Source organism: Sporosarcina sp. OR05 (assembly GCF_041414805.1).
Taxonomy (GTDB): Bacteria; Bacillota; Bacilli; order Bacillales_A; family Planococcaceae; genus Sporosarcina; species Sporosarcina saromensis.
This window is the reverse complement of the sequence record NZ_JANKJL010000001.1, coordinates 322,053-345,860: the sequence shown is the minus strand read 5'-3', so window position 1 is coordinate 345,860 and position 23,808 is coordinate 322,053. Positions and strand designations below refer to the sequence as shown.

Genomic DNA, 23,808 nt, shown 5'->3' with positions numbered 1-23,808 from the left:
AAAAAGAGGTCGTTACATGCTGATTTCGAACCGTGTGAAGAACATGCCACCCCATTTTTTTTCTACATTAGTAAAGAAAGTAGAGGCTGCCAAAGCAGCAGGTATGGACATTATTAATCTTGGCAGAGGTAATCCAGACCAACCGACACCCCCGCATATCATTACAGCACTACAACAAGCAGCCGAGCGCCCAGATACCCATGGTTATTCACCGTTTAAAGGGATTCCACAATTTAGACAAGCTGTGGCAGATTTCTACAAACGGGAATATAACGTCGAAGTAGATCCTGAAACAGAAGTTGCCATCATCGGTGGTTCCAAAATCGGGCTCGTGGAATTGCCACTCGCAATGATGAATGAAGGGGAGCTGCTCTTATTACCAGATCCCGGATATCCGGATTATTTATCAGGCGTCAGCTTGGCGAATATCCGCTATGAGACGATGCCCCTTCTTGAACAGAATGGTTTCTTACCGAATTTCAACGCTTTGTCAGATGAAACGCGAAGACAGGCAAAAATGATGTATCTGAATTACCCGAACAACCCGACGAGCGCGGTGGCAACCATACCGTTTTTTAACGAAACTGTCTCTTTTGCCAAAGAAAATGCGATTTTCGTCCTCCATGATATGGCGTACGGTGGTATTGGATTTGACGGTCAAAAACCGGTTAGTTTCTTACAAGCTGAAGGAGCAAAAGAAGTTGGCATTGAAATGTATACATTGTCCAAAACGTATAATATGGCCGGCTGGCGTGTAGCGTTCGCAGTGGGCAATGCGGAAATGATCGAAGCGATTAATCAAATCCAAAATTATTTATTCATCAGTATCTTCCCTGCCATTCAACACGCGGCCATTGCAGCGTTAGCTGAAGACCAGACATGCGTGAAAGAGTTGACCGCATTATATGAAGGACGACGTAATATGTTAATTGATGAATGCAGACGGATCGGATGGGCAGTCAATGCACCGAAAGCTTCCTTCTTCGCTTGGCTTCTCGTTCCAGAAGGTTATACAAGTGAGACGTTTGCCGATATTTTACTTGAAAAAGCAGGCGTCGTCGTTGCACCAGGTCATGGTTTCGGGAAACACGGTGAAGGATACGTTCGCGTTGGTTTGTTGGCGAGCGAAGAGCGGATAAAAGAAGCGGTTGGACGGATTGAGAAGTTAGGGATATTTTCGAATAGTTGTGTTTAAGCTTTTGTAGAAAATGGAAGGACGGGTTGCGACGTCCTTCTTTTTTTGAATGAATTGTGAGAGTAAAGTCCTAAAATGATCGATAGAATTGTGAAAGTGATTGATAGAATGAAAAAAGTGAACGATAGAACGATAGAACGATAAAAATGTTGAATAGGCTAGATTTTTAGAGGAGTTTCTCCTATTTCAACGCAAAAACCCAGATTTTTATTCACATAAAAAACCTCTCCCTCAGGAAAGGCTTCAGTTTGAAACTTTAGCACTCTGTAAACCCAATATGGACCGAATCAGCAATTCGTTTATAGCCAATTTCTTGATAAATTTTATTCGAAGTCGGATTTAACATGTCTGTATACAAAACACAGAATTGATAGTCCTTTAACAATTCATTGGAACCTTCCAGGACCATTGTTCTTGCATACCCTTTTTTCCGTTCCGCTTTCGGTGTGAACACTAAGGAAACCGTGACACTATTTTCTGTTGGTCTCGCTTTCTTCATCATGGAAACAACTTCTCCACCGTTGACCCAAAGAAATATTTCCCTTGCTGCAATGAAAGTAGCGGCACGTTCTTTAACTGTAGATTGTGGACTTTTAGGTAGATGTGTATCCTCTTCAAAAAGTGTAATCCACTCTTCAATTAACGGACTATCATCTTCAGTGGCAAACCGCCATTCCCCTGGACTCAATTGTAACGAGTCATCGACTTCATCTAATCGATAAAGTCCTTGATCCATCAGCAACTTCTGCTGCTGACCAGTTGTTGTACACCATTCACTCGCAAAGAGGGACGCCCACGGTTTCAAACTAATGACACCCGGAACCTCCACATTGCTGGCGACCAAGTTATGGATTAGGAAGGCAATCACTTCTTCCATTCGACTTTCATTCACGATGACTACGTTCAAAGGGTGCGGCGGTGTCATTTGGACAATAGCTAAAATGGCATTGCCTTCCTCTACAGTAGCAAGAAAAGGGTTTTCATATTTTCCTTGTTTAATTGCCTGAAGAACTCCTAAAAATAGGCTGAACACGTCTTCTTGTTTCATGACAATCGGTTCAGCAATGCTAGCAAACTTCTCTGCATCATGATAGCGCGTCCATTGCATAATCGTTTCCCCATTTCTTTTCTATGCATTATAGCTTGAAAGGTTTGAATTGTCACCTTTGCACATAAAAAGGATGTGCACCATTTATGCACATCCCTTCCAGTACATGATGCATATAAAATCACCATAATACCGGTTTTTGAACCATTAGCCACAGCATGACTAACATTAGCACGATATAGATCCAACATGTCCGTTGTAGCCTTGTCAAAATGACTTCCTTGTTGTTTGAGGATAAATAATAGCTTTTTAGTACTTTCGAAAAGCCAGTCGCTAGGAAAAATCCGGAAATGAGCAAGACGATAAGCGTTGCAATGACCCAGGATGTATACCATGGCCAAGGCCCAAGAAGTACAAGTAGAACGCCAGTGCCCACAAGAACGTGACCAGCGTGCATGACCAAACGAACCGTTACATAAATAATGGACAAATAGGCACTTTCGTATGGAAGTTCACTTCTCCGTAACCGCTTAATGATTGGCAACAGCAGAAATAATGGTCCGATTGCGAGGACAGCGGATACTACATGGGCATAGACGAGTGCACCATAAAAATAGTTCATCGGTTAGCTTACTTTTCTACTGGGCTGAACTCGTGGACCCACACCTTCATTGTCGGCAGCCAAGGCATCTTTGGGTGCAAGGCAAGAATGGATTGTTTATAGTCTTCCAACGAAGGATACCCTTCTTGCTTTGCGTGTTCATCCGTCATTTCGCCAAGTTGTTGACGATATAATTTATCGACTTTGAATTGTTTCCCATCCAATTCCATAATCTCATCTGGATAAGCATAGACACCATTTCTTCGGGTAGCTGTTTTCTCTCCTTTTAACACTCTTTCAACATCTGCTGGCACGGTTACAAGCCGCTCCACTGAACACGTTTTTTCTGGATATTCCATCATAAACAATCACCGCTCCTTTTCTAGTAGTTCTATTTTATATGGAAGACGTAATTATATCCATTTTTTTATTCCCATTCATTATGCCACTAAAAAACAAGAGCCGTTGAGACTCTTGTCAGTTGCTACATCATTCAATTGAAATTCAGCTGAAGAAATCGTTACTTTACTTCACTTCAACTGTGTACTCTTCATGCTCATGCAATCCATCATCGTTTTTCACATGTATTTTCACAACGTAAGAGCCCGCTTTTTCAAAAGTGTGAGTTGCTGTATATTCACCAGCTACCGTTTCCGATGCATCTACCCATAAATGCTTATCGCCAAGTACTTCACTAGAAATTTCATACCGTACATCTGCTTGTTCAAGTGGTTTACCGTCAATTTGTAAGTGTGTCATCAGTTCAGTTCCAGCAGTCGTCGTTGGGTTTTCGGGATTTACAAAATGAAGGGCAAAACCATCCGTATGCCCATGTTCATGCGCGCCGTGTCCTTCTTCATGTCCCTCACCGTGGTCATCACCGTGCCCTTCCTCATGCGTCTCTTCTGCAGAAGCCCCATGGCCGATTGTCACTTTTTTCACAGGCATCGAATGCAATTGTTTTGCATCAACGTGGGATTGGATATGAAACAAGCCATCATGGTCAAACGTCGTTTCAGCTGTGTATGAACCATTCTTTTCATTTACAGCATCGATCATAATAGAATCTTCTTTCTTCCCTTCTTCCCACACTTCAAATACAACTTTGTCGGCATCTTCTACTTTTTCATCCCCATATGTGACAATCGCTTCCATCGTAACTGTCTCACCAATTTCAGCTTGTTCCGTAACAGTGAGCTCCACGTTTAATGGGAGCACTTCTGTAGATGCCCCCTGATCTGCCTCTTCGGCTTTTCCGCATGCTGCCAATACGAGCAATCCTACCAGTAGTCCGATTGCACTCAATTTTTTCTTCATTCGAAAGACCTCCACATTCATTTATTTACACAAACATTTTTTGTTCAGTATGATAGTATCAAGTAAATAAGAAATTACTATGAAGTCACTCACTTCACAAGTATTTCATATATTCCAGCTACTATTTACCACAATCATGAAGCTGAAAAGAGGGTCGTGTATGAAACCTTATTCAATATTAATCATAGATGATGAACCACAAATGAGGAAACTTATTCGCACGTTTTTAGAACGAGACGGTTATACAGTCGAGGAAGCGACAGACGGTGTAGATGCCTTGGCGAAGGTGTATAAAATGCAACCGCATTTATGTATTGTTGATGTGATGATGCCTTATATGGATGGGTTTGCTTTTGCAAAAGAGATCAAACGGACAACGAACATCCCTCTACTATTTTTGTCGGCTAAAGGGGAAGAATGGGATAAAATCGAGGGACTGAAACTTGGTGGTGACGATTATGTCGTCAAACCGTTCATGCCGGGTGAATTACTTGCACGCATCGAATCGGTCTTGCGAAGAACGTATCAGCAAAACACCACCTCACATATTTTGAGGATTGGTCCACTCGTCATTGATCATATGGCGCATACGGTTCAATTAAACAATCAACCTTTATCGTTGACGTTAAAGGAATTCGGAATCCTGGAAACGTTAGCAAAAAACGCCGGCCGCGTCTATACGAGAGAGCAATTATTGGAACTTGTATGGGGAGACCAACATCAAAGTACCGATCGTACAGTTGATACACATATAAAAACACTCCGACTCAAAATGGGTGAATCGGGTGGTTTGATCGAAACAGTATGGGGCATCGGCTATAAATTTGAGGTGAAATGATGAAAAGGCTCACCTTGAGCAAAAAAATATTAGCCATACTTCTTGCGAGTATTGCTTTTACGATCCTTTTTTCTTTTTTCTTTCTCCACTTCCTTTATTCCAACTTGTATTTGTCGAGCATTGAGGAATCCATTATCTATCAAGGGAAGCGGACCACTTCACACTACCATTATGGCGAATTAAGTGAAGAGATTATTGAAAAGATTCAATGGTATAACATTGTTTCTGAATATGAAATCATTGTAGTGGATGAATTGGAAGCGTTAACGTCATACTTCCCGTATAAAATCAACACAAAGGATTTAGTGAATGCCTCTGACTATGCCAAGCTTGAAAAAGGTTCTTACGTCTTAAAAGAAGGCTATGTGGAGGAATTGGATCGTGAAATACTTGGTGCCATCTTTCCAATCAAAGGCGAGGACGGTCTAATCGGCTTCATTTATATTTATGTACCGCTCGCTGCCATTCAAGATGTTTTTCGAGAAAGCATTCCCCTGTTGCTCATTGTCGGATCGCTGTTCTTTTTCATTCTTTTTCTTATCATTAATCGCGCTTGGCGATCGTTGTTCAATCCGTTACGTCAGTTGCAGCAATTTTCAACGGAAGTGTCAAAAGGCAACTATCAGAATCGAATTGCCGTAGAACGTGAAGATGAGATCGGACAACTGGCGAACGCTTTTAACTCGATGAGTGAATCCTTGAAGCAACAAGAGGAACGTAAGAAAGAATTCACGTCAAACATTGTCCATGAATTACGGACGCCGTTGACGTATATCGGTGGGTATACACAAGCGTTAAAAGACAAAATTTACTCTTCACCTGAAGAAGCAGAAAGCTATTTAAGCACGATCGAAAAAGAGACGGGTCGTTTAAACAAACTCATAAATGATTTAGTGGAGCTCAATCATTTGCAAGGTGATTTATACGTTTTAAAGCGCGAACCGATAGCATTAGCACAAATCGTATTGGATACACTTCATTTATTCCACGTGCGAATCGCTGAAAAAGGGTTACATTTAGAAACAATAATTGAAGAAGACATTGTCATCATCGGTGATGCACAACGGATTCAACAAGTTTTCTACAACGTTCTTGATAATGCCGTAAAGTATTCAACGAAGAGCGGAAAGCTACTTGTTCACTTAAAACAAGATGGACAATTTGTCGAATTCATAGTGACGAATGAAGGAATATCCATTGCAACGGAGGATTTACAACGACTCGGAGAACGTTTTTTCAGAACCGATAAAGCACGGAATCGAACAACGGGCGGCTCGGGTCTCGGACTATCTATTGTTAAAGAAATCGTTCGTTTACATGGTGGCACATTCACAATTACAAGCGATCCTGTTATAGGAACGACTGTGAATATACGCATCAATCGTACACCGACTGAACAGAAAGATGGGATGTCTAATGAATAATCGCAAATTCATTCACTTGCTCCTTCTAACGCTGGTACTGTTAGCAGCTTGTAGTTCGCCTCAACAGTCTGGTAGGCAAATCGCATCCTTTTCATTTACGGATCAAGATGGAGAATCTTTTGGTACAGATGAATTAAAAGGTGAGGTTTGGGTTGCCAATTTTATTTTCACTGAATGTGAAACAGTCTGTCCTCCAATGACGTTTGAAATGGCAGAACTTCAACAAATGGCTAGCGAGCAAGAGTTGGACGTTCAATTCGTTTCTTTTACGGTTGACCCGATGGTTGATACGCCTGAAAAACTCAAAGCATATGTGACACAATTTACGGAAGATGATTCGAATTGGCATCTTTTGACGGGCTACTCTCAAGAAGCCATCAAAAACCTAGCGTTAGAACAGTTTCAAACTATCGTTCAAAAACCTAAAACGTCCGACCAAGTCATTCATGGGACAAACTTTTATTTGATCAATCCAGAAGGTTTTATTGTGAATGAATTCAACTATGCAGAAGACGATTTTGAAGAAAAGTTGCTAAAAGAAGTGAAACGTTATCTACACTGATGGTGATTCTTTGGAACGGGAGTAAAAATCTGATAGCATAAGAACAAGACTTGCCCGGGAGGAATCCACTTGACTGAACCGAACAATGCCCCAATTTCAACATTGACCTACTTCACAATCGAGCGGTCGATTGAATGGTTTCAACAGAAACAGGAACAACAAGCAAACAGCATGACGTTGCATGTAGAGATGGTAACAACGTCAGAGCGTACCTTTTCGTTGGAAACTGTTCTGGATATGTCCTATCGCCCTTTTTCCAACGGCACTGGCCTCTTTTATCTCCATACAAACCAAGGCGTGTTCACATACGGCGTCCAAACGGATCCGAAAGAATTCATGAGCGCCTATCGTAGATTAAAAGGCAATTCGATCGAATACTAACTGGACTTTGTAAACGTTCCTTGTTTAAAAATAGCGTATTGAGGTATATATACAACAAATACGATATGGAGGTAATGTTGACATGACAGTTAAGAGAATTGTAGAAAATGCCGTACAAGCAAAAAGTGAGATTGAAGAATTGACGCGCCAAGGTTTTACACATGACGACATCTATATCTTCGCGCATGATAAAAAACGATCTGATGATATTACAGACGCACTTGATACAGAATCTGTCGGGATGCAGGAACAAGGCTTCCTCGATAGTATGAAAAACATGTTTTCTTCACGCGGTGACGAGTTACGTAACAAGATGGAAGCAGCTGGTTTGACAGCTGAAGATGCTGCTGATGCGGAACGTGAACTTGATCACGGTAAACTTGTATTGATTGCACGAAAATAATAATGATTGTTCGACAGCTCGCACTAGTCTACTAAGTGCGAGCTGTTTTCCATTTCCCTACCCTCCTCCCCCGTTTTCTTGTATGATATGTACGGAGAGAGGGTGCGAAGTTATGGACAGTAAATTATGGAAAATCGGCTTTTTTACAGGGCTGACTTCCTTCGTTCTACTCATTTTGGGTATACGGACGATCTTAGGAACAGAATTGACATTTAAAAATTATTTAGCATTCGGCGTGTTTAGCTTGACCGTTGGCATCATTGCAGCTGTCATGCTCTTTTACAACATGAAAATCGCTTACAGGGTTTTCATGGTAGCGCTTGTACTTGCCTTTGCAGAGTTTTTTAGAAGCTTCCTTATGAATACAGACGGATTTGGCGACGTCATTGGTGTTTTATCGTTATATATGATCACTTCATTCGGTTTTGGTGTAGCGATCATTGTTCAATTTATTGTGATTGCGATTCGTAAGATGAAGAGGAAAGAATCTTAATCGTCTAAGCAACCTACTTACTCTTTTAAGTGGGTTGTTTTTTTGTCGTGAGTAAAAGCCGTGACGAAGAACGGCTTTTTCGAGTAAAGCGTAGCGGTAGGAGCAAAGATTCACCAAGGCTGCCTTAATTTTATTCAGCAATTTTACATCATATTCAAAAAGGATAATTCATTCAAAATTTGTCGTATTCACACTACTATTGTCGAACTACTTTTAATAGATTGAACATTAAAGCGGTACTCGCTATAGTATGAGGGGGGAGAAAATAAAAAAGGGGTTGATGAATATCAAACGTAGAACAGCAGAACCGTACAAGATTAAAAGCGTGGAAACGTTATCGATGTTGTCGCGTACGGAACGTGAAGAATCATTGAAGCGTGCTGGATTTAATACGTTTCTCATTGATTCGCAAGATGTGTATATTGATTTACTAACCGATAGTGGAACAACAGCCATGAGTGATGCGCAATGGGGAGCGCTCATGACGGGAGACGAAGCGTATGCTGGTAGCAAGAGCTGGAAACAGTTAGAGCAGGCAGTCCGCGACGTATATGGGTATGAATATGTGTTACCGACACATCAAGGACGTGGAGCAGAGAATATTTTATCGCAGTTAAAAATCAAAGAAGGCGATTTTGTTCCTGGTAATATGTATTTCACGACGACTCGTGCTCACCAAGAAATGAATGGCGCTACATTTGTCGATATTATTATTGACGAAGCACACGATCCTTCGATCAACCTACCGTTTAAAGGGAATGTTGATTTAGCAAAATTACAAGCGTTAATTGATAGAGTTGGTGCTAACAAAATTCCTTATGTTTGTCTTGCAGTCACTGTGAATCTAGCTGGCGGACAGCCAGTTAGTATGCAAAATATGAAGGATGTCTATGAACTGTGCCAATCCTATTCGATTGACGTCATGCTCGATGCGACGCGTTGTGTTGAAAACGCTTACTTCATTAAAGAGCGAGAAGATGGGTATGGGGATCGTACGATTGCGAGCATTTTGAAGGAGATGCTTTCCTATTCGGACGGGTGTACGATGAGTGGAAAGAAAGATTGTCTTGTCAATATCGGCGGATTCCTAGCGATGAATGATGAGGATCTCTATATTCGGTCACGTGAACTTGTCGTCGTCTATGAAGGGATGCCTTCTTATGGTGGGATGGCAGGACGTGATATGGAAGCAATGGCGATCGGGATTCGTGAAGCTGTCGATGATCATTACATTGAACACCGGATCGGCCAAGTGCGCCATTTAGGGCAACAATTGTTGGATGCAGGCATTCCAATTGTTCAACCAATTGGTGGTCATGCGGTATTCCTGGACGCTAAAGCTTTCCTCCCTCACCTTGCCCAAGAAGAATTTCCTGCTCAGGCGCTTGCGGCGGCATTGTATTTGGATTCAGGTGTACGGAGCATGGAGCGTGGCATTGTGTCTGCTGGTCGAGATATTCAAACTGGGGAGCATATTAAGCCGAACTTGGAATTAGTGAGGTTGACGATTCCACGACGTGTGTATACGAATAATCATATGGATGTCGTCGTGGATTCGATTTTGTCATTGTACGAAAAGCGGGATTGGATTTGCGGATTGAAGATGGTGTATGAGCCACCGACATTACGGTTCTTCAATGCACGCTTTGCACCGTTGGCAGAAAGCGGGAAACTAATCGATGAAGAGAATAAAGTAAAGCAAATTTCTTGAGTGGATTTTTGGGAGGAATGCGGCGTTTTGGGGAGGTATGCGGCGTTCTGAGCGGGTTATGCGGCGTTTTGGGGAGATATGCTGTTTTCGGGATGATTATGAGCCATTTCGGAGAGATATGCGGCGTTCCGGGAGATTATGAGCCGTTATAGGATAATTTCTCTTTTAGAGGATTGAAATGAAGAACGATCTGACACGCGCGGAGTTCTTTGACATCAAAGTTCACTATCGCGCCAAATGCTTTTAACAAACTAGTGTTTCATTTAATGTGCAGCGTTTATGACAGTATAACGGTTTTCCAGATGGCTTCATTGACGATCAAGATGATTCAGCATGAACTAAGTGAATGACATTGCTGTCATTTACCGAAAGAAAATGTGTGTTAAAACGCAAGAAATGTAAAAAAACAGTAATTTTTATTGTAAGCAAAAAAAGTAGAGTAGGAATTATTCATTCCTTCCTCTACTTTTTTATCATTTTGCTTTTTCTTTGTCTTTTTTAATTTGCTTACTGCGGAGCTGACCGCATGCTGCATCGATGTCTGTTCCGTGTTCAAGACGGACGCCGCAGTTAATGCCGCGTTTCTTTAATGTTTCATAAAACGCTTTAATCGCTTCAGGTGTACTGCGTTGGTATTGTCCGTGTTCGTCGACTGGATTGTATGGAATCAAGTTGACATAGGACAAGTGGCGTTTTTTATAAAGTAGTTTCGCCAATTGTTCAGCTTCTGCTACGTGGTCATTTACATCATTTAGCAAGATGTATTCAAATGTAATTCGACGATTTGTCGTCTCCAAATAGTAGTCAATTGCATCCATCAGTTTTTCGATTGGATATGCTTTGTTGATTTTCATTATGCTTGTTCGCAAATCATTATTCGGCGCGTGCAAAGAGACGGCCAAGTTGATTTGAATGTTTTCATCCGCAAAGTCACGGATTTTAGGTGTTAATCCACTTGTTGAAACCGTAATGTGACGTGCACCGATTGAAAGACCTTGTTGGTCATTGACAACTCGAAGGAAGCTCATCAAGTTCGTATAGTTATCGAACGGTTCTCCGATTCCCATAACGACAATATGACTGACGCGTTCATCTTCGCCAAGTTCATCCAAATGCGCTTGCACCATCATAATTTGACCAACGATTTCGCCTGCATCCAAATCGCGGTTCTTTTTCAATAATCCACTTGCACAAAAACTACATCCAATGTTGCAACCGACTTGAGTTGTTACGCAGACCGATTGACCATATGGGAATTTCATCAGTACCGTTTCGATTAGATTCCCGTCTTGCATTTTGAAAAGGAATTTAATCGTTCCGTCATCGGATACTTGTTTGACCGCTTGCTCCAATGTCTGAATCGCAAAGTTCTCCTCTAACAATTGAAGACAGTCTTTATTTATATTTTTCATGTCTGCAAAACTGCTGACCCGCTTTTTGTAAAGCCAGTCCCATACTTGTGCAGCACGGAATTTCTTTTGTCCATTGTCCACTAACCAAGTTGTTAGCTGTTCCAACGTTAACCCGTAAATTGATTTTTTCATGTCAATTCCTCACTTCTAAAGTTCGCATTCAGTAAGTATAACATATTTAGCATGAAAACCGAAGAAAAAAAGCTGGATTTCTTGAATCACAGCTTTTGTTTCTTCTCTTATTTTGGTTCATTCGCTTGTTTTTTATCCTGCTTAATTTTCACTGTGAGGACGAACACATTCAACAATGCAAGCACTGAAAACATTATGCCGATACCTGTTTGTCCAGTTGTGAAACGATCAAAGGCAAAATAACTTAAAAAAATGATCAGTGCAACGTCAATATATTTTGGCATATTCATGATAGACACCTACCTTCTCCAGGACAATTTCCCTTTACTAGTAGTATAACAGTCTATCACAATTCTTCGACAACAAATTTTTTATCTACAGTATTTTCCGTAAAGTTGTAAGGAGCATTTCCATTTGTTCATCGGTACCAATTGAAATGCGTAAATAGTTGTCAATGAAAGGCGCATTGAAATGACGGACGAGGATGTTATTTTCCTTTAACTGCTTATACAACGTCTCTGCTTGAACAGATGCATGTGTTGCAAAAACAAAGTTTGTCTTCGATGGCAAAACGGTGAATCCAACTTGTTGAAGCGCGGATATTGTTAACTCTCGCGTCTCTACAATTTTTTCAGTTGTCCTTTTGAAATATGCATCGTCATCAATTGCAGCAGTAGCTGCCACCATTGCTAGTCGATCTACCGTGTAGGAATTAAATGAGTCTTTAATGCGCATTAAAGCGTCAATTAATACCGGATTGCCGATTGCATAGCCAACGCGCATTCCTGCTAAGGATCTGGATTTTGAAGTCGTCTGAACGACGAGAAGATTGTCGTAACGGCTAGTGAGTTCAATCGCGGAATTTCCCCCGAAGTCGATGTAAGCCTCGTCAACGATTACGACTGTGTCAGGATTCTTTTGAAGAATCTGTTCGATGGACGATATGTCCTCATAGAGACTAGTCGGTGCATTTGGATTCGGAAGGATGATACCGCCTTCGGAATGAAAAAACGCATCGACATCCAATGTAAAGTCGTAATTCAATGGTACCGTTTCATACGGAATTGCAAACAACTTTGCATAGACCGGATAAAAACTATACGTTACTTCTGGAAATCTAATCTTCTTCTGTTGGTGAAAAAAAGCCATGAATGAAAACGCGAGCACCTCATCCGAACCGTTACCGACAAACACTTCTTGTTCTGTAACACCGAAGTGGCTTGCAATGACGGAACGCAGTGGGGTTGCACTTGGAGAAGGATACTTCTGTAACTGTCCATCCATTTCACGTAAGATTGCTTCTTTCACACGCGGGCTAGGAGGATACGGGTTTTCATTTGTATTCAATTTAATAATGTCCGGTCGATTCAGTTGCTCGCCGGGCACATACGGCTCTGTCCGTTTCACCATGTCACTCCAATAGTTACTCAACACGCAACACTTCTTTCTTCGGCCTTCGATCACGAAGCACTTTTTTCACGTCCTCCACTGACACTTCTAACAACTCCATCAAAACAAGTGTATGATACGTTAAGTCTGCCAACTCATTCGCCAGTTCAACTTTGTCACAATTTTTCGCTGCGATGACCACTTCAGTCGTTTCTTCACCAATTTTTTTCAAGATTTTATCGACGCCTTCTTGGAATAAATACGACGTATAGGAGCCCTTTACAGCATTGTCTCGTCGTTCTTTAATTTCACGGACAACTTCACCGACAACGCTGTTAACCGAAGGCTGTTCTTCTTGGATTGTCTGAAAGAAACAGGATTGTTCCCCTGTATGACAGGCCGGACCAATGGGCTCCACTTGTAAAAGTAGAGTATCGTTATCGCAATCCAATGAAATGCGTTTGACGAGTTGGCGATTGCCGGATGTCGCGCCTTTGTGCCACAATTGTTGTCTGGAACGACTATAAAACCAAGCCTCTCCTGTTTCAAGCGTCCGTTCAATCGCTTCTTTGTTCATGTATGCGAGCATAAGCACTTCTCCTGTTTGATCGTCTTGCACAATCGCAGGAAGTAACCCATTTTCGTTAAATGAAAGTGTATTGATATCCATAATCGCTCATCCTTTTTGTCCGACAAGGAGATTTTGTTGTTGTAAATAGGCTTTTAATTCACCAATATTGACTTCTTCAAAGTGGAAGACGGATGCAGCAAGTGCAGCGTCTGCTTTACCTTCAGTAAGCACTTCAGCAAAGTGTTCAAGCTTCCCTGCACCGCCACTTGCAACAATTGGAATGTTTACTGCCTCAGCCATCGCTTTGTTCAACTCGATGTCATAACCGTCTTTTACACCATCTTCATCAATGCTGTTGACAACGAGCTCTCCTGCACCGAGTTGTTCGCCTTTTATCGCCCACTCAATTGCATCGATTGCAGTCTCTTCCATGCCGCCTTTTGCAAACACTGTCCATTTGCCTGGCCCCGTTTTCCGCACGTCCATCGATAGCATGACCTTATCCGAGCCGAACCGCTCAGCCACTTGTTGAATTAAAGACGGATTTGTTAGTGCGGCACTGTTTATGGATACTTTATTGCCACCTAGTGAGAAGATTTTCTCTACATCTTCAATTGTTCGGATGCCTCCTCCAACGATGAAAGGAATGGGTACTTCTTTCGCAATCTCTTCGATTAGGTCCAGAAACATTCCACGATTTTTCGTAGAAGCAGAAATATCATAGAATACGAGTTCATCTGCACCATCCGCGACATACTTTTTCGCTAATGTAAGAGGATCTGCCACTTCTTGTACATCTAGAAATTTCTTCCCTTTGACGACTTTTCGATTGTCGACATCCATACACGGAATAATACGCTTTGTCATATGCTATTCGCCTCCATCACGGTTTCTAATGATATGTTTCCTTCATACAATGCTTTTCCGATAATCGCTCCGTACAGTTGCATGTCTCTTAACTTTGCAATATCCTGTTCCGTCGATACGCCACCTGATGCAATAATGTCGATATGTGATGCTTCATGCATCAATTGCAGTTCCTCAAAGTTCGGTCCTTGCAACATCCCATCTTTCAAAATGTCCGTATAGACAACGGTTTTAATGCCCATCACCGCAAGTTCTTTTAGAAGGTCAACAGCTTTTACAGCGCTCGTTTCAGTCCAGCCATTTGTCGCCACAAATCCATTTCTTGCATCGATTGACACAGCGATTTTTTCTCCATACGTTGCAACTGCCTCTTTGACGAATGTCGGATTCTCGATTGCCGCCGTACCAATGATGATTCGGCTGACGCCTAGATCACAATACGCCTCAACCTGGTCCATCGTTCTAATTCCGCCACCAACTTGTATGGGAACTGATACAGATTGCACGATTTCTGCGATCGCTTTTTCATTCAATGAATTCCCTGTTTTCGCACCGTCGAGATCGACGACATGTATATAGGTAGCACCTTGTCGTTCCCATTGCTTGGCCATTTCAGCTGGGGAATCATGATAGATCATCTCCTTACCGTAATCACCTTGGACTAGACGGACACATTTGCCGTCCCGAATATCAATCGCTGGAAATAAAATCATTCATTACGCCCCCTTATAATGTCCCTTTTGTGGAAGGAATCCCTTTAATGTCCGGATTAATTGTACTCGCTAAACGCAACGCTCTTCCGAAACTTTTAAAAATCGACTCGATGATATGATGGCTGTTTTTACCATATGCCAAATTAATATGCAACGTAACTCCTGCATGCCGAGTGAACGCCAATAAAAATTCCTCGACGAGTTCCGTATCAAATTCGCCCACTTTTTCCTTTAAGCCTTCCACGTTATAAACAAGGAATGAGCGCCCACTAATATCGAGAGAAACGGTCGCTAACGCTTCATCCATCGGAGTCGATACCGTTGCATAACGTTCGATTCCCTCTTTTGAACCGATACTCGCTTGGAAAGCTTGCCCTAGGACAATGCCTACATCTTCTACTGAATGGTGTTGATCGACAACAAGGTCCCCTTCACATTTCACGGTCAAGTCGAATCTGCCGTGACTTGCGAACAGAGTCAGCATATGGTCAAAAAAACCGACGCTCGTCTCCAAATTGGTTTTGCCTGTACCATCAATTGCAAAGTCCAAGTCAATCGTCGTTTCTGCCGTTCGACGTGTAATCTTTTTACGTCTCATTTCCGCTCCCCCTTCCGCACGCGTATCGATTGTGCATGACCGCTTAGCCTTTCCGTTTCTGCCAACACAATGATATCGTCGGCAACTTCCTCAAACGCCTCTTTTGTATAATGAATGATGCTTGACTTTTTCATGAAATCATAAACGCCTAACGGTGAAGCAAAAACCGCCGTACCACTTGTCGGTAGCGTATGATTCGGTCCTGCGACGTAATCACCTAACGCTTCAGGAGAATAGTCACCGAGAAAAATTGCCCCTGCATTTCGAATGAACGGAAGTATTTCCATCGGGTTTTGCACCATGATTTGCAAATGTTCAGAAGCGATTTCATTCACAACATCGATCGCTTCTTGTGCTGATTCAACGACGACGATACGACCTGCATCTTCTATCGATTTAGTTGCGATTTGCACGCGATCCATCTGCTTTACTTGTTTTTGCACTTCACCTGCTAACTTGCCGGCAAACGCTTTGCATGTCGTGACACAAATAGCCGCAGCTTGCTCATCATGTTCCGCTTGGGATAATAAATCCGCAGCAACATATACCGGATTTGCGGTTTCATCTGCCAAAACACAGATTTCACTAGGACCTGCGATCATATCAATCCCGACATCCCCGAATACCCATTTCTTCGCACGCGCAACATACGCATTCCCGGGACCAGTAATTTTATGTACTTTCTCAACGGTCTCCGTGCCGTACGCTAGCGCCGCAATTGCTTGCGCACCACCAACTTTGTACACAATATCCGCTCCTGCTTCTCGTGCTGCCACTAATACAGCAGGGTTGACTGAGCCGTCTGCTTGAGGTGGCGTCGTAATGGCAATATGCTGAACACCAGCAATTTTCGCCGGAATCACATTCATCAATACGGTAGATGGATAAGCTGCTTTCCCCCCTGGCACATAGACACCAACTCGTTCAATCGGCGTCACCTGTTGGCCAAGCATCACACCTTTTGATTGTTGGATGAACCAAGAGCGTTCTTTCTGTTCTGCATGGTAGGTAGCTATCCGCTGTTTCGCTTGAACGAGAGATGATAGAAACGCCTCTGACACATTTGCATAGGCCTCATCAATTTCTTCATCGGTAACGATGAAAGATCCGATATCGACCCCATCAAACTGATTTGTATATGCTTTTAGCGCAGCGTCCCCATTTTTACGGACTTCTTGAAGGATTGCTAGTACCTGTTGATCAATTGCAAGATCCACAGATTGTAGATTGCGAATCCGCCACTCTGTCAAAAATTCCGAAGCACGTAGTATCTTCACGTGCTCACCCCCATTCCTTCTTTCACACTCCCAATTAGTTGTTGAATTACAGCCGTTTTAATCGCAAAGCTTGCTTTATTCACAATGAGTCTTGCGCTGCTATCGGCAATTTCTTCAAGAACAACTAATCCATTCTCTTTTAACGTCTTTCCAGTTTCTACAATATCAACGATGACATCTGCCATTCCAATCAATGGTGCCAGTTCGACAGATCCATTCAACGTTATGACATCTGTGCGAATCCCTTTATTCGTAAAAAACGTCTTAGCTACATGTGGATATTTTGAAGCGACTGTCAGTTGTGTGTTTGGATACGGTCCTGGAAAACCTGCAACGACAAGTTTACAAGCAGATATCCGCAAATCTACCATCTCATACACGTCTTTTGGATCTTCGAGCAGGACATCTTTCCCGATAATCCCGATGTCAGCTGCACCCTTCTCCACGTATGTCGGAACGTCTACAGCCTTCACAAAAATCAATTTCACTTGACCAGAATCATCGGTCAACACTAATTTCCGACTATCATCCTGTAAACTCGAAAAGTAGATGCCTGCTTGTTCAAAAAGCTTCATCGCCTTCGTTGCAGTGCGTCCTTTTGCCATAGCAACCGTTAACTGTTCCACAGAAACACTCCTTTTTGCACAAAATCCTCGATGCTTGTAAATTGTTCCACGCTCCCATTTTTGTGAATCGTCTTCTTCCCTTCCCGGATATGAATGGTGAACGTACTGTTTTCTGCTTGTAACCGTTCTTTCGTATAAGGAACCGAAACGACTTTGAATTGTCGATTGCGCAAAGCAGTTGCCAGTTCAATCGCTTGTGCTAACTCATCGTGTTCATAAAAGATCGTTACGTCAACTAAAGATTGTGGTGCATGATTTGCATACAGTGCGTTCACAATGGATTCGATATCACATGCGAAACCGATAGCAGGTAGTTCAGCCCCGAATGCTTTGCCAAGATCATCGTAGCGTCCGCCCATTAAGACCGGTTTACCAACCCGTTCAACATAACCTTGAAAGAGAACCCCAGAATAATAGTCCATATCATTAATTAATCCAAAGTCTATGACGAGGTAGTCTTCTAAGCCATAGAGTACTAATATTCTGTAAACCTCTTCGATATATGCGATCGTCTGTTGCATGTCAGGTGCAGTTAGAATCTGCTTCGCACGTTGCAACACGTCGTGTGGTTTTCCATAGAAAGTCGGAATTTGTTCTACAGCATGTATCATTGTCTTGTCTACCGAAAGAGAAGCAAGAAACGGTCGTAGTTCCACTATATTTTTTGCTTGAATCAACGACTTTAAGGTATTCTGATTGTGCTCGTCAAACCCAAGCACTTCAATCAAACCGTTTAAAATAGCTGCATGGCCAAGTTCAATTGTTATGTTCTGCCATCCTAAGTCCTGCATCGTTTGAATAGCCAATGCAATTACTTCGGCATCAGCTTCTGGAGAGCATTGGCTAAAATACTCAACTCCGGCTTGTGTACGCTCCGTTTTCATCGATTGTCCAACTTGCTGTCTAAACACTTCCTGAATATAAAAGAAACGGTATTCTCTTGTGAGTTCGTTTCGGTCATGAGACAATTCCTGTGTAAGTGGAATTGTTACGTCAGGTCGAAGAACGAGTACTTCCCCATTCGTGTCAATGACTTTCACCATTTCTTGCCGTTTCACCGAGCTCGTCACATGTGAATACAAATCGTATTTTTCAAATGCAGCTGTTTTCATGCGTGCATAACCGTATGTCGCAAATCGTTTGCTTAACAGATCAATGACTTGTGTATATTGTTGATTTCGTTGTAAAAAAGTGTTCAATTCCGGCACCCCACTTTGTCACTTCATCACTTTACTTAACTAAAGTTATAAAGTACTATAAGACTATTATGACTGTTTGTCAACTGATAGGAGGAATTTTTATGTTTGATTACCATATGCATAGCTCTTTTTCTGCAGATTGTACTGTGGAGATGGAAGAAATGGTGAAAGGGGCAATTGCAAAAGGGCTTTCGGAAATTTGTTTTACGGAGCATATCGATTACGATTACCCCGATGAAAATTTTGTGTTTGACTTTGATAAGAAAAAATACGGCGAGCGCATTGATACGCTACAGCATAAATATGCAAATCAAATTCGACTTAAAAAAGGCGTGGAATTCGGTGTCCAACCTCATATTTTGGATCAATACAATGAGTTGGTAAAAAAGGAAACATTTGATTTCATCATCTGTTCATTACATACCGTCCAAAGAAAAGGATTACATTTCGGAGAGATCTTTGAAGGGCGCACCGTTGAGGAAGCATCGCAACTGTATTATGACGAGTTGCTAAATTGTGTGAAGCACTTTGAGAAGTACTCTATTTTAGGGCATATTGATTTAATTAAACGGTATGCGCCTCAACTCGTGCAAAATAATTTCCATGATGTATTACGAGAAATCTTTCAACTGATCATTCCTGCGGGCAAAGGAATTGAATTAAATACGTCAGGTGTCCGGTATGGCTTGCCAAACGGATTACCAAGTGATGACATACTAAAGCTCTATAAAGAATGCGGCGGTGAAATGATCACACTTGGATCAGATGCGCATAAACCAGATGACATCGGTTTTCAATTCCAAGAATCACGCGAATTGTTGAAGTCGATTGGTTTTCGCTATGTTACAACTTTTGATAAGTTACAGCCGACTTTCCACGCAATCTGAAGATGTTTCTAAACAAACGAACCGCATAGCACCTAAATGGGTGTCATGCGGTTCTCCTCATTTCCCAACTATTTTTGTTTTAATCAACGCCAATCGTTCACGGAACTGCTGTTGTGCTTTTATGGATGCCGGCGTTTTTGCTGCAACGATGTCTGTTTCTAGATCTAGTTTTTTAGCAATCATTCGAGCGCGGGCTATATGATAATCACTCGTAATGATTGTTACTTCATGAACACCTTCCGGCAACAACTTCTTGGTATTCACTAGATTCTCATACGTGGAAGTCGATGTGGATTCGAGTACTAATCGATCCTCGTCTATTCCATGCTCCACCATGTAATTCCACATTGCTTCTGCTTCACTGATGTCTTCATCAGGCCCTTGTCCACCTGACAGGATGAATGTCACGTGAGGATGCGCATGAGCATACGCAACCGCAGATTCTAATCGATACCGTAAAGAAAGTGAAGGTGTCTTCCCATTCACTTTTGCCCCTAGTATGATGGCGTAAGGTTTTGAACCGTCCGCTTCTGGTTTCAACGCATCTACCATTAACTTCCCTGGCCATAACCAAAAGACAAGCCCCGAAATCGTAACGACCATACCGATGAATATCCCCAACTTTTTCTTATTTTTCAACGCGTCACCTGCTCCATGTAGATGAGTATATGTCGGAGATTCGCTAAATAGAAAAATCCCCTCATCAAACTAACTTGCAAGTTAGACGTTTTAGAAATGAGTAAGGTTTCCTTTGGATAGAAGAAGACGTAGACAATTTTGAAAGAGAATAGAAACATGAAAAAATGCATGGAGGCGAGTTGACCTTCATGCATTTTTGTTTTATAAGCTGCTTTTAACCGTTTGTTGTTTATTCACCGTACTATGCACTTCTGTCGGCAAGCCCCATAGCTGGATGAATCCGATAGCTGCTGACTGGTCGAATTGATCATCTGACGTATAGGTTGCCAGCTTTTCATCATAAAGCGAATTAGTCGACTTTCTTCCTTCCACAATTGCATGGCCTTTGAAAAGTTTAACACGGACAACTCCATTGACATATTGTTGAGTGTCTTTAATAAATGCCTCCAATGCGTTGCGTAACGGAGAAAACCATAACCCATTATAGATGAGCTCGCTTAACTTCTGAGAAACAAGTGGTTTGAAATGGGCGACATCTTTCACAAGCGTAATGTCTTCCAGTTCTTTATGCGCCTTTAACAAAGTAATAGCACCCGGGCATTCATACACTTCACGTGATTTAATGCCGACAAGACGGTTTTCCACATGATCAATTCTGCCGACACCATGTTTCCCTGCGATTTCATTCAAAGTTAAAATGAGCTCGCTTAATGGATAGTGCTTACCATCGATACTGACTGGAACTCCTTTTTCGAATGCAATCTCGATAATATCTGGTTGGTCAGGTGCATGTTCAATGGATGAAGTAAGGCCATATGCCTCTTCAGGTGGAGCTGCCCATGGATCTTCCAAAATTCCACATTCATTACTGCGCCCCCACAAGTTTTGGTCGATCGAATACGGACTGTCAAGATTGATAGGAATCGGAATGTTCTTTTCTTTTGCATACGCAATCTCTTCCTCACGCGACCAACTCCACTCACGAACAGGCGCAATGACCTCTAGTGAAGGATCGAGCGCTTTAATTGCCACTTCAAAACGAACTTGGTCATTCCCTTTTCCTGTGCAACCATGCGCAACAGCCGTCGCGTTTTCCTGGTGAGCGACTTCTACAAGTTTCTTAGAAATCAAAGGACGAGACAGAGCCGAAACAAGTGGATATTTATCTTCATAATACGTTCGCGCTTGTAAAGCGAGCAATGCATACTCCTGCGCGAACTCTTCTTTCGCATCAATGACATAACTATTGACCGCCCCAACTTGCAACGCTTTTTGTTGAATAAAATTCAAGTCTTTACCCTCTCCAACATCCAAACAACAAGCAACAACATCGTACCCTTTATCAGTTAACCATTGCACCGCTACCGACGTATCTAGTCCACCTGAGTAAGCTAAAACCACTTTCTTCTTGTTCATATCTATCGTCCTCCTTATACACGTTTATGTATTTTTATTCACTTATGTGTATTTTTATAATAACATAGTCGTTTGGAATTTCAATAGATTTGACTAAAAACTTTTCAAGGGATTTTAAATTGGGTGTACTTTGAGCGTGGGATGCTCCATTTTGTGTATAGGACGGTCAGGTTTGTGTGCGGAGCGCTTCACTGTAGACGAGGCCAAAACATTGTACCGACGGCCGATCAAAAGTGACGCGATTCAACACGATACCAAAACAAAAACTATCTCAATGGCTGAGATAGTTTCAAGTTATCGGATGCCGTGCGCTACCATGGCATCGGCTACTTTCAAGAAGCCAGCGATGTTTGCACCCATTGCAAGGTTGCCAGGTTTGCCGAAACGCTCAGCGGCATCTTTACAACTGTTGTAAATGCTGATCATGACAGTTTTCAACCGTTCATCGACTTCTTCTGCTGTCCAACCGAGACGCATGCTGTTTTGCGACATTTCCATTGCAGATACCGCAACACCACCAGCATTTGCAGCTTTGGCAGGTGCGAAAAGGACCCCATTTTCGATGAAGATGTTAATCGCTTCATTATTGCAGGGCATGTTTGCTCCTTCTCCAATTGCTTTCAGACCGTTGGCAATTAAGATGTGCGCAGCAATTTCATCAATCTCATTTTGTGTCGCACACGGCAATGCAATGTCACATGGAATCGACCAAATGCGAGAGCAATCTTCGTGGTATTCGGCTTCAGGATGCTCTTTTGTGTATTCCCAAATCCGTTTGTTTTCAACTTCTTTTAATCGTTTAATGGTCTCTACATTGATGCCTTTCTTGTCATAAATGAAACCACCTGAATCACTGCACGCAATGACAATTGCACCTAGTTGCTGCGCTTTTTCGATTGCATAAGTGGAGACGTTTCCTGATCCAGAAACAACTACTTTACGCCCTTTAAAAGACAAGCCGTTTTCTTTTAGCATTTCGTCGACAAAATAAACCGTACCATATCCTGTCGCTTCTTTTCGACCAAGTGAACCACCGTGATTCGGATCTTTCCCGGTAAGTACGCCCGCTTCATAACCACCTTTCAGACGATTATACTGACCGAACATATAGCCAATTTCCCGTTTTCCCACGCCGATATCACCAGCAGGCACATCAACATCAGGGCCAATATGTTTACTCAACTCCGTCATGAAGCTTTGCGTAAAACGCATGATTTCACGTTCCGACTTCCCTTTTGGATCAAAATCGGAACCTCCTTTTCCCGCTCCGATCGGTTGACCGGTCAATGCATTTTTGAAAATTTGTTCGAACGCGAGGAATTTCATAATGCTGTTGTTAACAGATGGATGAAATCGAATGCCCCCTTTATAGGGGCCGAGGTCGCTGTTGAATTGTACGCGGAATCCACGGTTTACATGTACTTTTCCTTTGTCGTCTTCCCAAGCAACTCTGAACGAGATGATGCGCTCCGGCTCTGTAATTCGCTCAAGGATCCCGTTCCGTATGTACTCCGGGTGTTTGGCAAAGACCGGACGAAGCGAATCAAATATTTCCCTAGTCGCTTGCAAAAACTCTTTTTCGTCCGGATTTCTCTTTTTTACAAGCTCATATACTTCGTGCACGTAATCATTCGCTCGATTACGATGTTCTTGAATCGTTTCCATATTTGTCAATCGCCTCATCCCTTTCTCAATCATCATAAAAGCCTAGACATTCATTTTACCATAGTTTGAAAATTAGTATTTCAAAATCTATTCTTCGTTTTTACTAGTATTACCGAAAACGTGAATAAGTACAACATTTTTTTCATGTTTATTCATTTTGTGTAGCGGGAAAAACTTCATTACAAACTAGAATTAACGATCTCTTAAAACACCGCATGAATTGCTCAAACACGGCATATTTCGCCAAAACGCGGCATACTTATCCAAAACGGCTCATAAAAACGGCATTTGCGGCATAACTTTCTCAAACGCCGCATTTCTCACCAAAACGCCGCATACTTGCCCAAAACGACGCATTCTTACCCATCATGCCAAATTGCCCGCGAATATTGACGACAATATTAACAGTCAAATGAAAACATTTACAACACTCTAAACATAGAC

26 protein-coding genes are annotated in these 23,808 nt (G+C 42.1%); 9 read left to right on the top strand and 17 right to left on the bottom strand.

Annotated features, from left to right (window positions below; genetic code table 11):
* Nucleotides 1-16 precede the first annotated feature (16 nt).
* On the top strand, nt 17-1,195 hold the full coding sequence (locus tag NRI27_RS01600) for a pyridoxal phosphate-dependent aminotransferase (RefSeq protein WP_371389278.1): 1,179 nt from the start codon (nt 17-19) through the stop codon (nt 1,193-1,195).
* A gap of 256 nt (nt 1,196-1,451) precedes the next feature.
* Here the strand turns inward: NRI27_RS01600 and NRI27_RS01595 are convergent, their stop codons facing one another.
* From NRI27_RS01595 to NRI27_RS01580, 4 genes are all read right to left on the bottom strand, one after another.
* Nucleotides 1,452-2,303, bottom strand: coding sequence for a GNAT family N-acetyltransferase (locus tag NRI27_RS01595; protein ID WP_371389277.1), 852 nt, complete (start codon nt 2,301-2,303; stop codon nt 1,452-1,454).
* 121 nt (nt 2,304-2,424) lie between these two features.
* Nucleotides 2,425-2,865 (bottom strand): hypothetical protein, encoded by a 441-nt coding sequence (locus tag NRI27_RS01590; RefSeq protein WP_371389276.1) that lies wholly within the window; start codon nt 2,863-2,865, stop codon nt 2,425-2,427.
* Nucleotides 2,866-2,873: 8 nt separating this feature from the next.
* On the bottom strand, nt 2,874-3,206 hold the full coding sequence (locus tag NRI27_RS01585; protein WP_371389275.1) for an ASCH domain-containing protein: 333 nt from the start codon (nt 3,204-3,206) through the stop codon (nt 2,874-2,876).
* A 163-nt stretch (nt 3,207-3,369) separates the two neighbouring features.
* Nucleotides 3,370-4,161, bottom strand: a complete 792-nt coding sequence (locus NRI27_RS01580; protein WP_371389274.1) for a FixH family protein — start codon at nt 4,159-4,161, stop codon at nt 3,370-3,372.
* 160 nt (nt 4,162-4,321) lie between these two features.
* Here NRI27_RS01580 and NRI27_RS01575 point away from each other — a divergent pair, with 160 nt between their 5' ends.
* The 7 genes from NRI27_RS01575 (at nt 4,322) to NRI27_RS01545 (ending at nt 9,973) form a co-directional block, all read left to right on the top strand.
* Nucleotides 4,322-4,999 carry a response regulator transcription factor gene (locus NRI27_RS01575; RefSeq protein ID WP_371389273.1) on the top strand — a complete coding sequence of 226 codons (678 nt, stop codon included), beginning with the start codon at nt 4,322-4,324 and terminating at the stop codon, nt 4,997-4,999.
* The gene (locus NRI27_RS01570) at nt 4,999-6,423 is read left to right on the top strand and encodes a sensor histidine kinase (protein ID WP_371389272.1); all 1,425 of its coding nucleotides are present in this window, start codon (nt 4,999-5,001) and stop codon (nt 6,421-6,423) included. The genes NRI27_RS01575 and NRI27_RS01570 overlap by 1 nt, the downstream gene beginning before the upstream one ends.
* A complete protein-coding gene (locus NRI27_RS01565; RefSeq protein WP_371389271.1) occupies nt 6,416-6,985 on the top strand; it encodes an SCO family protein in 570 nt (189 codons plus the stop codon). Before NRI27_RS01570 ends, NRI27_RS01565 begins: the two co-directional genes overlap by 8 nt.
* A gap of 69 nt (nt 6,986-7,054) precedes the next feature.
* Entirely contained in the window at nt 7,055-7,366 is a 312-nt protein-coding gene (locus NRI27_RS01560) for a hypothetical protein (RefSeq protein WP_317942687.1), read from the top strand.
* An 82-nt stretch (nt 7,367-7,448) separates the two neighbouring features.
* A complete protein-coding gene (locus NRI27_RS01555) occupies nt 7,449-7,769 on the top strand; it encodes a YflT domain-containing protein (protein WP_317942686.1) in 321 nt (106 codons plus the stop codon).
* A 112-nt stretch (nt 7,770-7,881) separates the two neighbouring features.
* Nucleotides 7,882-8,262, top strand: a complete 381-nt coding sequence (locus NRI27_RS01550) for a hypothetical protein (protein WP_371389270.1) — start codon at nt 7,882-7,884, stop codon at nt 8,260-8,262.
* A 280-nt stretch (nt 8,263-8,542) separates the two neighbouring features.
* Nucleotides 8,543-9,973 carry a tyrosine phenol-lyase gene (locus tag NRI27_RS01545; protein WP_371389269.1) on the top strand — a complete coding sequence of 477 codons (1,431 nt, stop codon included), beginning with the start codon at nt 8,543-8,545 and terminating at the stop codon, nt 9,971-9,973.
* Between the two features lie 473 nt (nt 9,974-10,446).
* Here the strand turns inward: NRI27_RS01545 and rlmN are convergent, their stop codons facing one another.
* The 10 genes from rlmN to hisZ all read right to left on the bottom strand — a co-directional run bounded on the left by rlmN (nt 10,447) and on the right by hisZ (nt 18,757).
* A complete protein-coding gene (gene rlmN, locus NRI27_RS01540; RefSeq protein ID WP_371389268.1) occupies nt 10,447-11,517 on the bottom strand; it encodes a dual-specificity RNA methyltransferase RlmN in 1,071 nt (356 codons plus the stop codon).
* 107 nt (nt 11,518-11,624) lie between these two features.
* A complete protein-coding gene (locus tag NRI27_RS01535; RefSeq protein ID WP_317942680.1) occupies nt 11,625-11,816 on the bottom strand; it encodes a hypothetical protein in 192 nt (63 codons plus the stop codon).
* A gap of 76 nt (nt 11,817-11,892) precedes the next feature.
* Nucleotides 11,893-12,948, bottom strand: a complete 1,056-nt coding sequence (gene hisC / locus NRI27_RS01530) for a histidinol-phosphate transaminase (protein ID WP_371389267.1) — start codon at nt 12,946-12,948, stop codon at nt 11,893-11,895.
* On the bottom strand, nt 12,941-13,576 hold the full coding sequence (gene hisIE / locus NRI27_RS01525; protein ID WP_371389266.1) for a bifunctional phosphoribosyl-AMP cyclohydrolase/phosphoribosyl-ATP diphosphatase HisIE: 636 nt from the start codon (nt 13,574-13,576) through the stop codon (nt 12,941-12,943). The genes hisC and hisIE overlap by 8 nt, the downstream gene beginning before the upstream one ends.
* Before the next feature lie 6 nt (nt 13,577-13,582).
* Nucleotides 13,583-14,344, bottom strand: a complete 762-nt coding sequence (gene hisF, locus NRI27_RS01520) for an imidazole glycerol phosphate synthase subunit HisF (RefSeq protein ID WP_371389265.1) — start codon at nt 14,342-14,344, stop codon at nt 13,583-13,585.
* Nucleotides 14,341-15,057: a 1-(5-phosphoribosyl)-5-[(5-phosphoribosylamino)methylideneamino]imidazole-4-carboxamide isomerase gene (gene hisA / locus NRI27_RS01515; RefSeq protein WP_371389264.1), complete on the bottom strand. Its 717-nt coding sequence runs from the start codon at nt 15,055-15,057 to the stop codon at nt 14,341-14,343. The genes hisF and hisA overlap by 4 nt, the downstream gene beginning before the upstream one ends.
* A 13-nt stretch (nt 15,058-15,070) precedes the next feature.
* The gene (gene hisB, locus NRI27_RS01510) at nt 15,071-15,655 is read right to left on the bottom strand and encodes an imidazoleglycerol-phosphate dehydratase HisB (RefSeq protein WP_371389263.1); all 585 of its coding nucleotides are present in this window, start codon (nt 15,653-15,655) and stop codon (nt 15,071-15,073) included.
* Nucleotides 15,652-16,932, bottom strand: coding sequence for a histidinol dehydrogenase (gene hisD, locus NRI27_RS01505; protein WP_371389262.1), 1,281 nt, complete (start codon nt 16,930-16,932; stop codon nt 15,652-15,654). Before hisD ends, hisB begins: the two co-directional genes overlap by 4 nt.
* Nucleotides 16,929-17,558 (bottom strand): ATP phosphoribosyltransferase, encoded by a 630-nt coding sequence (hisG, locus tag NRI27_RS01500; protein ID WP_317942664.1) that lies wholly within the window; start codon nt 17,556-17,558, stop codon nt 16,929-16,931. Before hisG ends, hisD begins: the two co-directional genes overlap by 4 nt.
* Nucleotides 17,546-18,757 carry an ATP phosphoribosyltransferase regulatory subunit gene (gene hisZ / locus NRI27_RS01495; protein ID WP_371389261.1) on the bottom strand — a complete coding sequence of 404 codons (1,212 nt, stop codon included), beginning with the start codon at nt 18,755-18,757 and terminating at the stop codon, nt 17,546-17,548. The genes hisG and hisZ overlap by 13 nt, the downstream gene beginning before the upstream one ends.
* A gap of 101 nt (nt 18,758-18,858) precedes the next feature.
* Here hisZ and NRI27_RS01490 point away from each other — a divergent pair, with 101 nt between their 5' ends.
* Nucleotides 18,859-19,644, top strand: coding sequence for a histidinol-phosphatase HisJ family protein (locus NRI27_RS01490; protein ID WP_371389260.1), 786 nt, complete (start codon nt 18,859-18,861; stop codon nt 19,642-19,644).
* A gap of 57 nt (nt 19,645-19,701) precedes the next feature.
* Here NRI27_RS01490 and NRI27_RS01485 read toward each other — a convergent pair whose 3' ends face one another.
* The 3 genes from NRI27_RS01485 to gdhA form a co-directional block, all read right to left on the bottom strand.
* A complete protein-coding gene (locus NRI27_RS01485; RefSeq protein WP_371389259.1) occupies nt 19,702-20,283 on the bottom strand; it encodes a YdcF family protein in 582 nt (193 codons plus the stop codon).
* Between the two features lie 201 nt (nt 20,284-20,484).
* Nucleotides 20,485-21,699, bottom strand: a complete 1,215-nt coding sequence (locus NRI27_RS01480) for an argininosuccinate synthase (RefSeq protein ID WP_371389258.1) — start codon at nt 21,697-21,699, stop codon at nt 20,485-20,487.
* A 294-nt stretch (nt 21,700-21,993) separates the two neighbouring features.
* A complete protein-coding gene (gdhA, locus tag NRI27_RS01475; RefSeq protein WP_371389662.1) occupies nt 21,994-23,364 on the bottom strand; it encodes an NADP-specific glutamate dehydrogenase in 1,371 nt (456 codons plus the stop codon).
* Between the last annotated feature and the right edge of the window lie 444 nt (nt 23,365-23,808).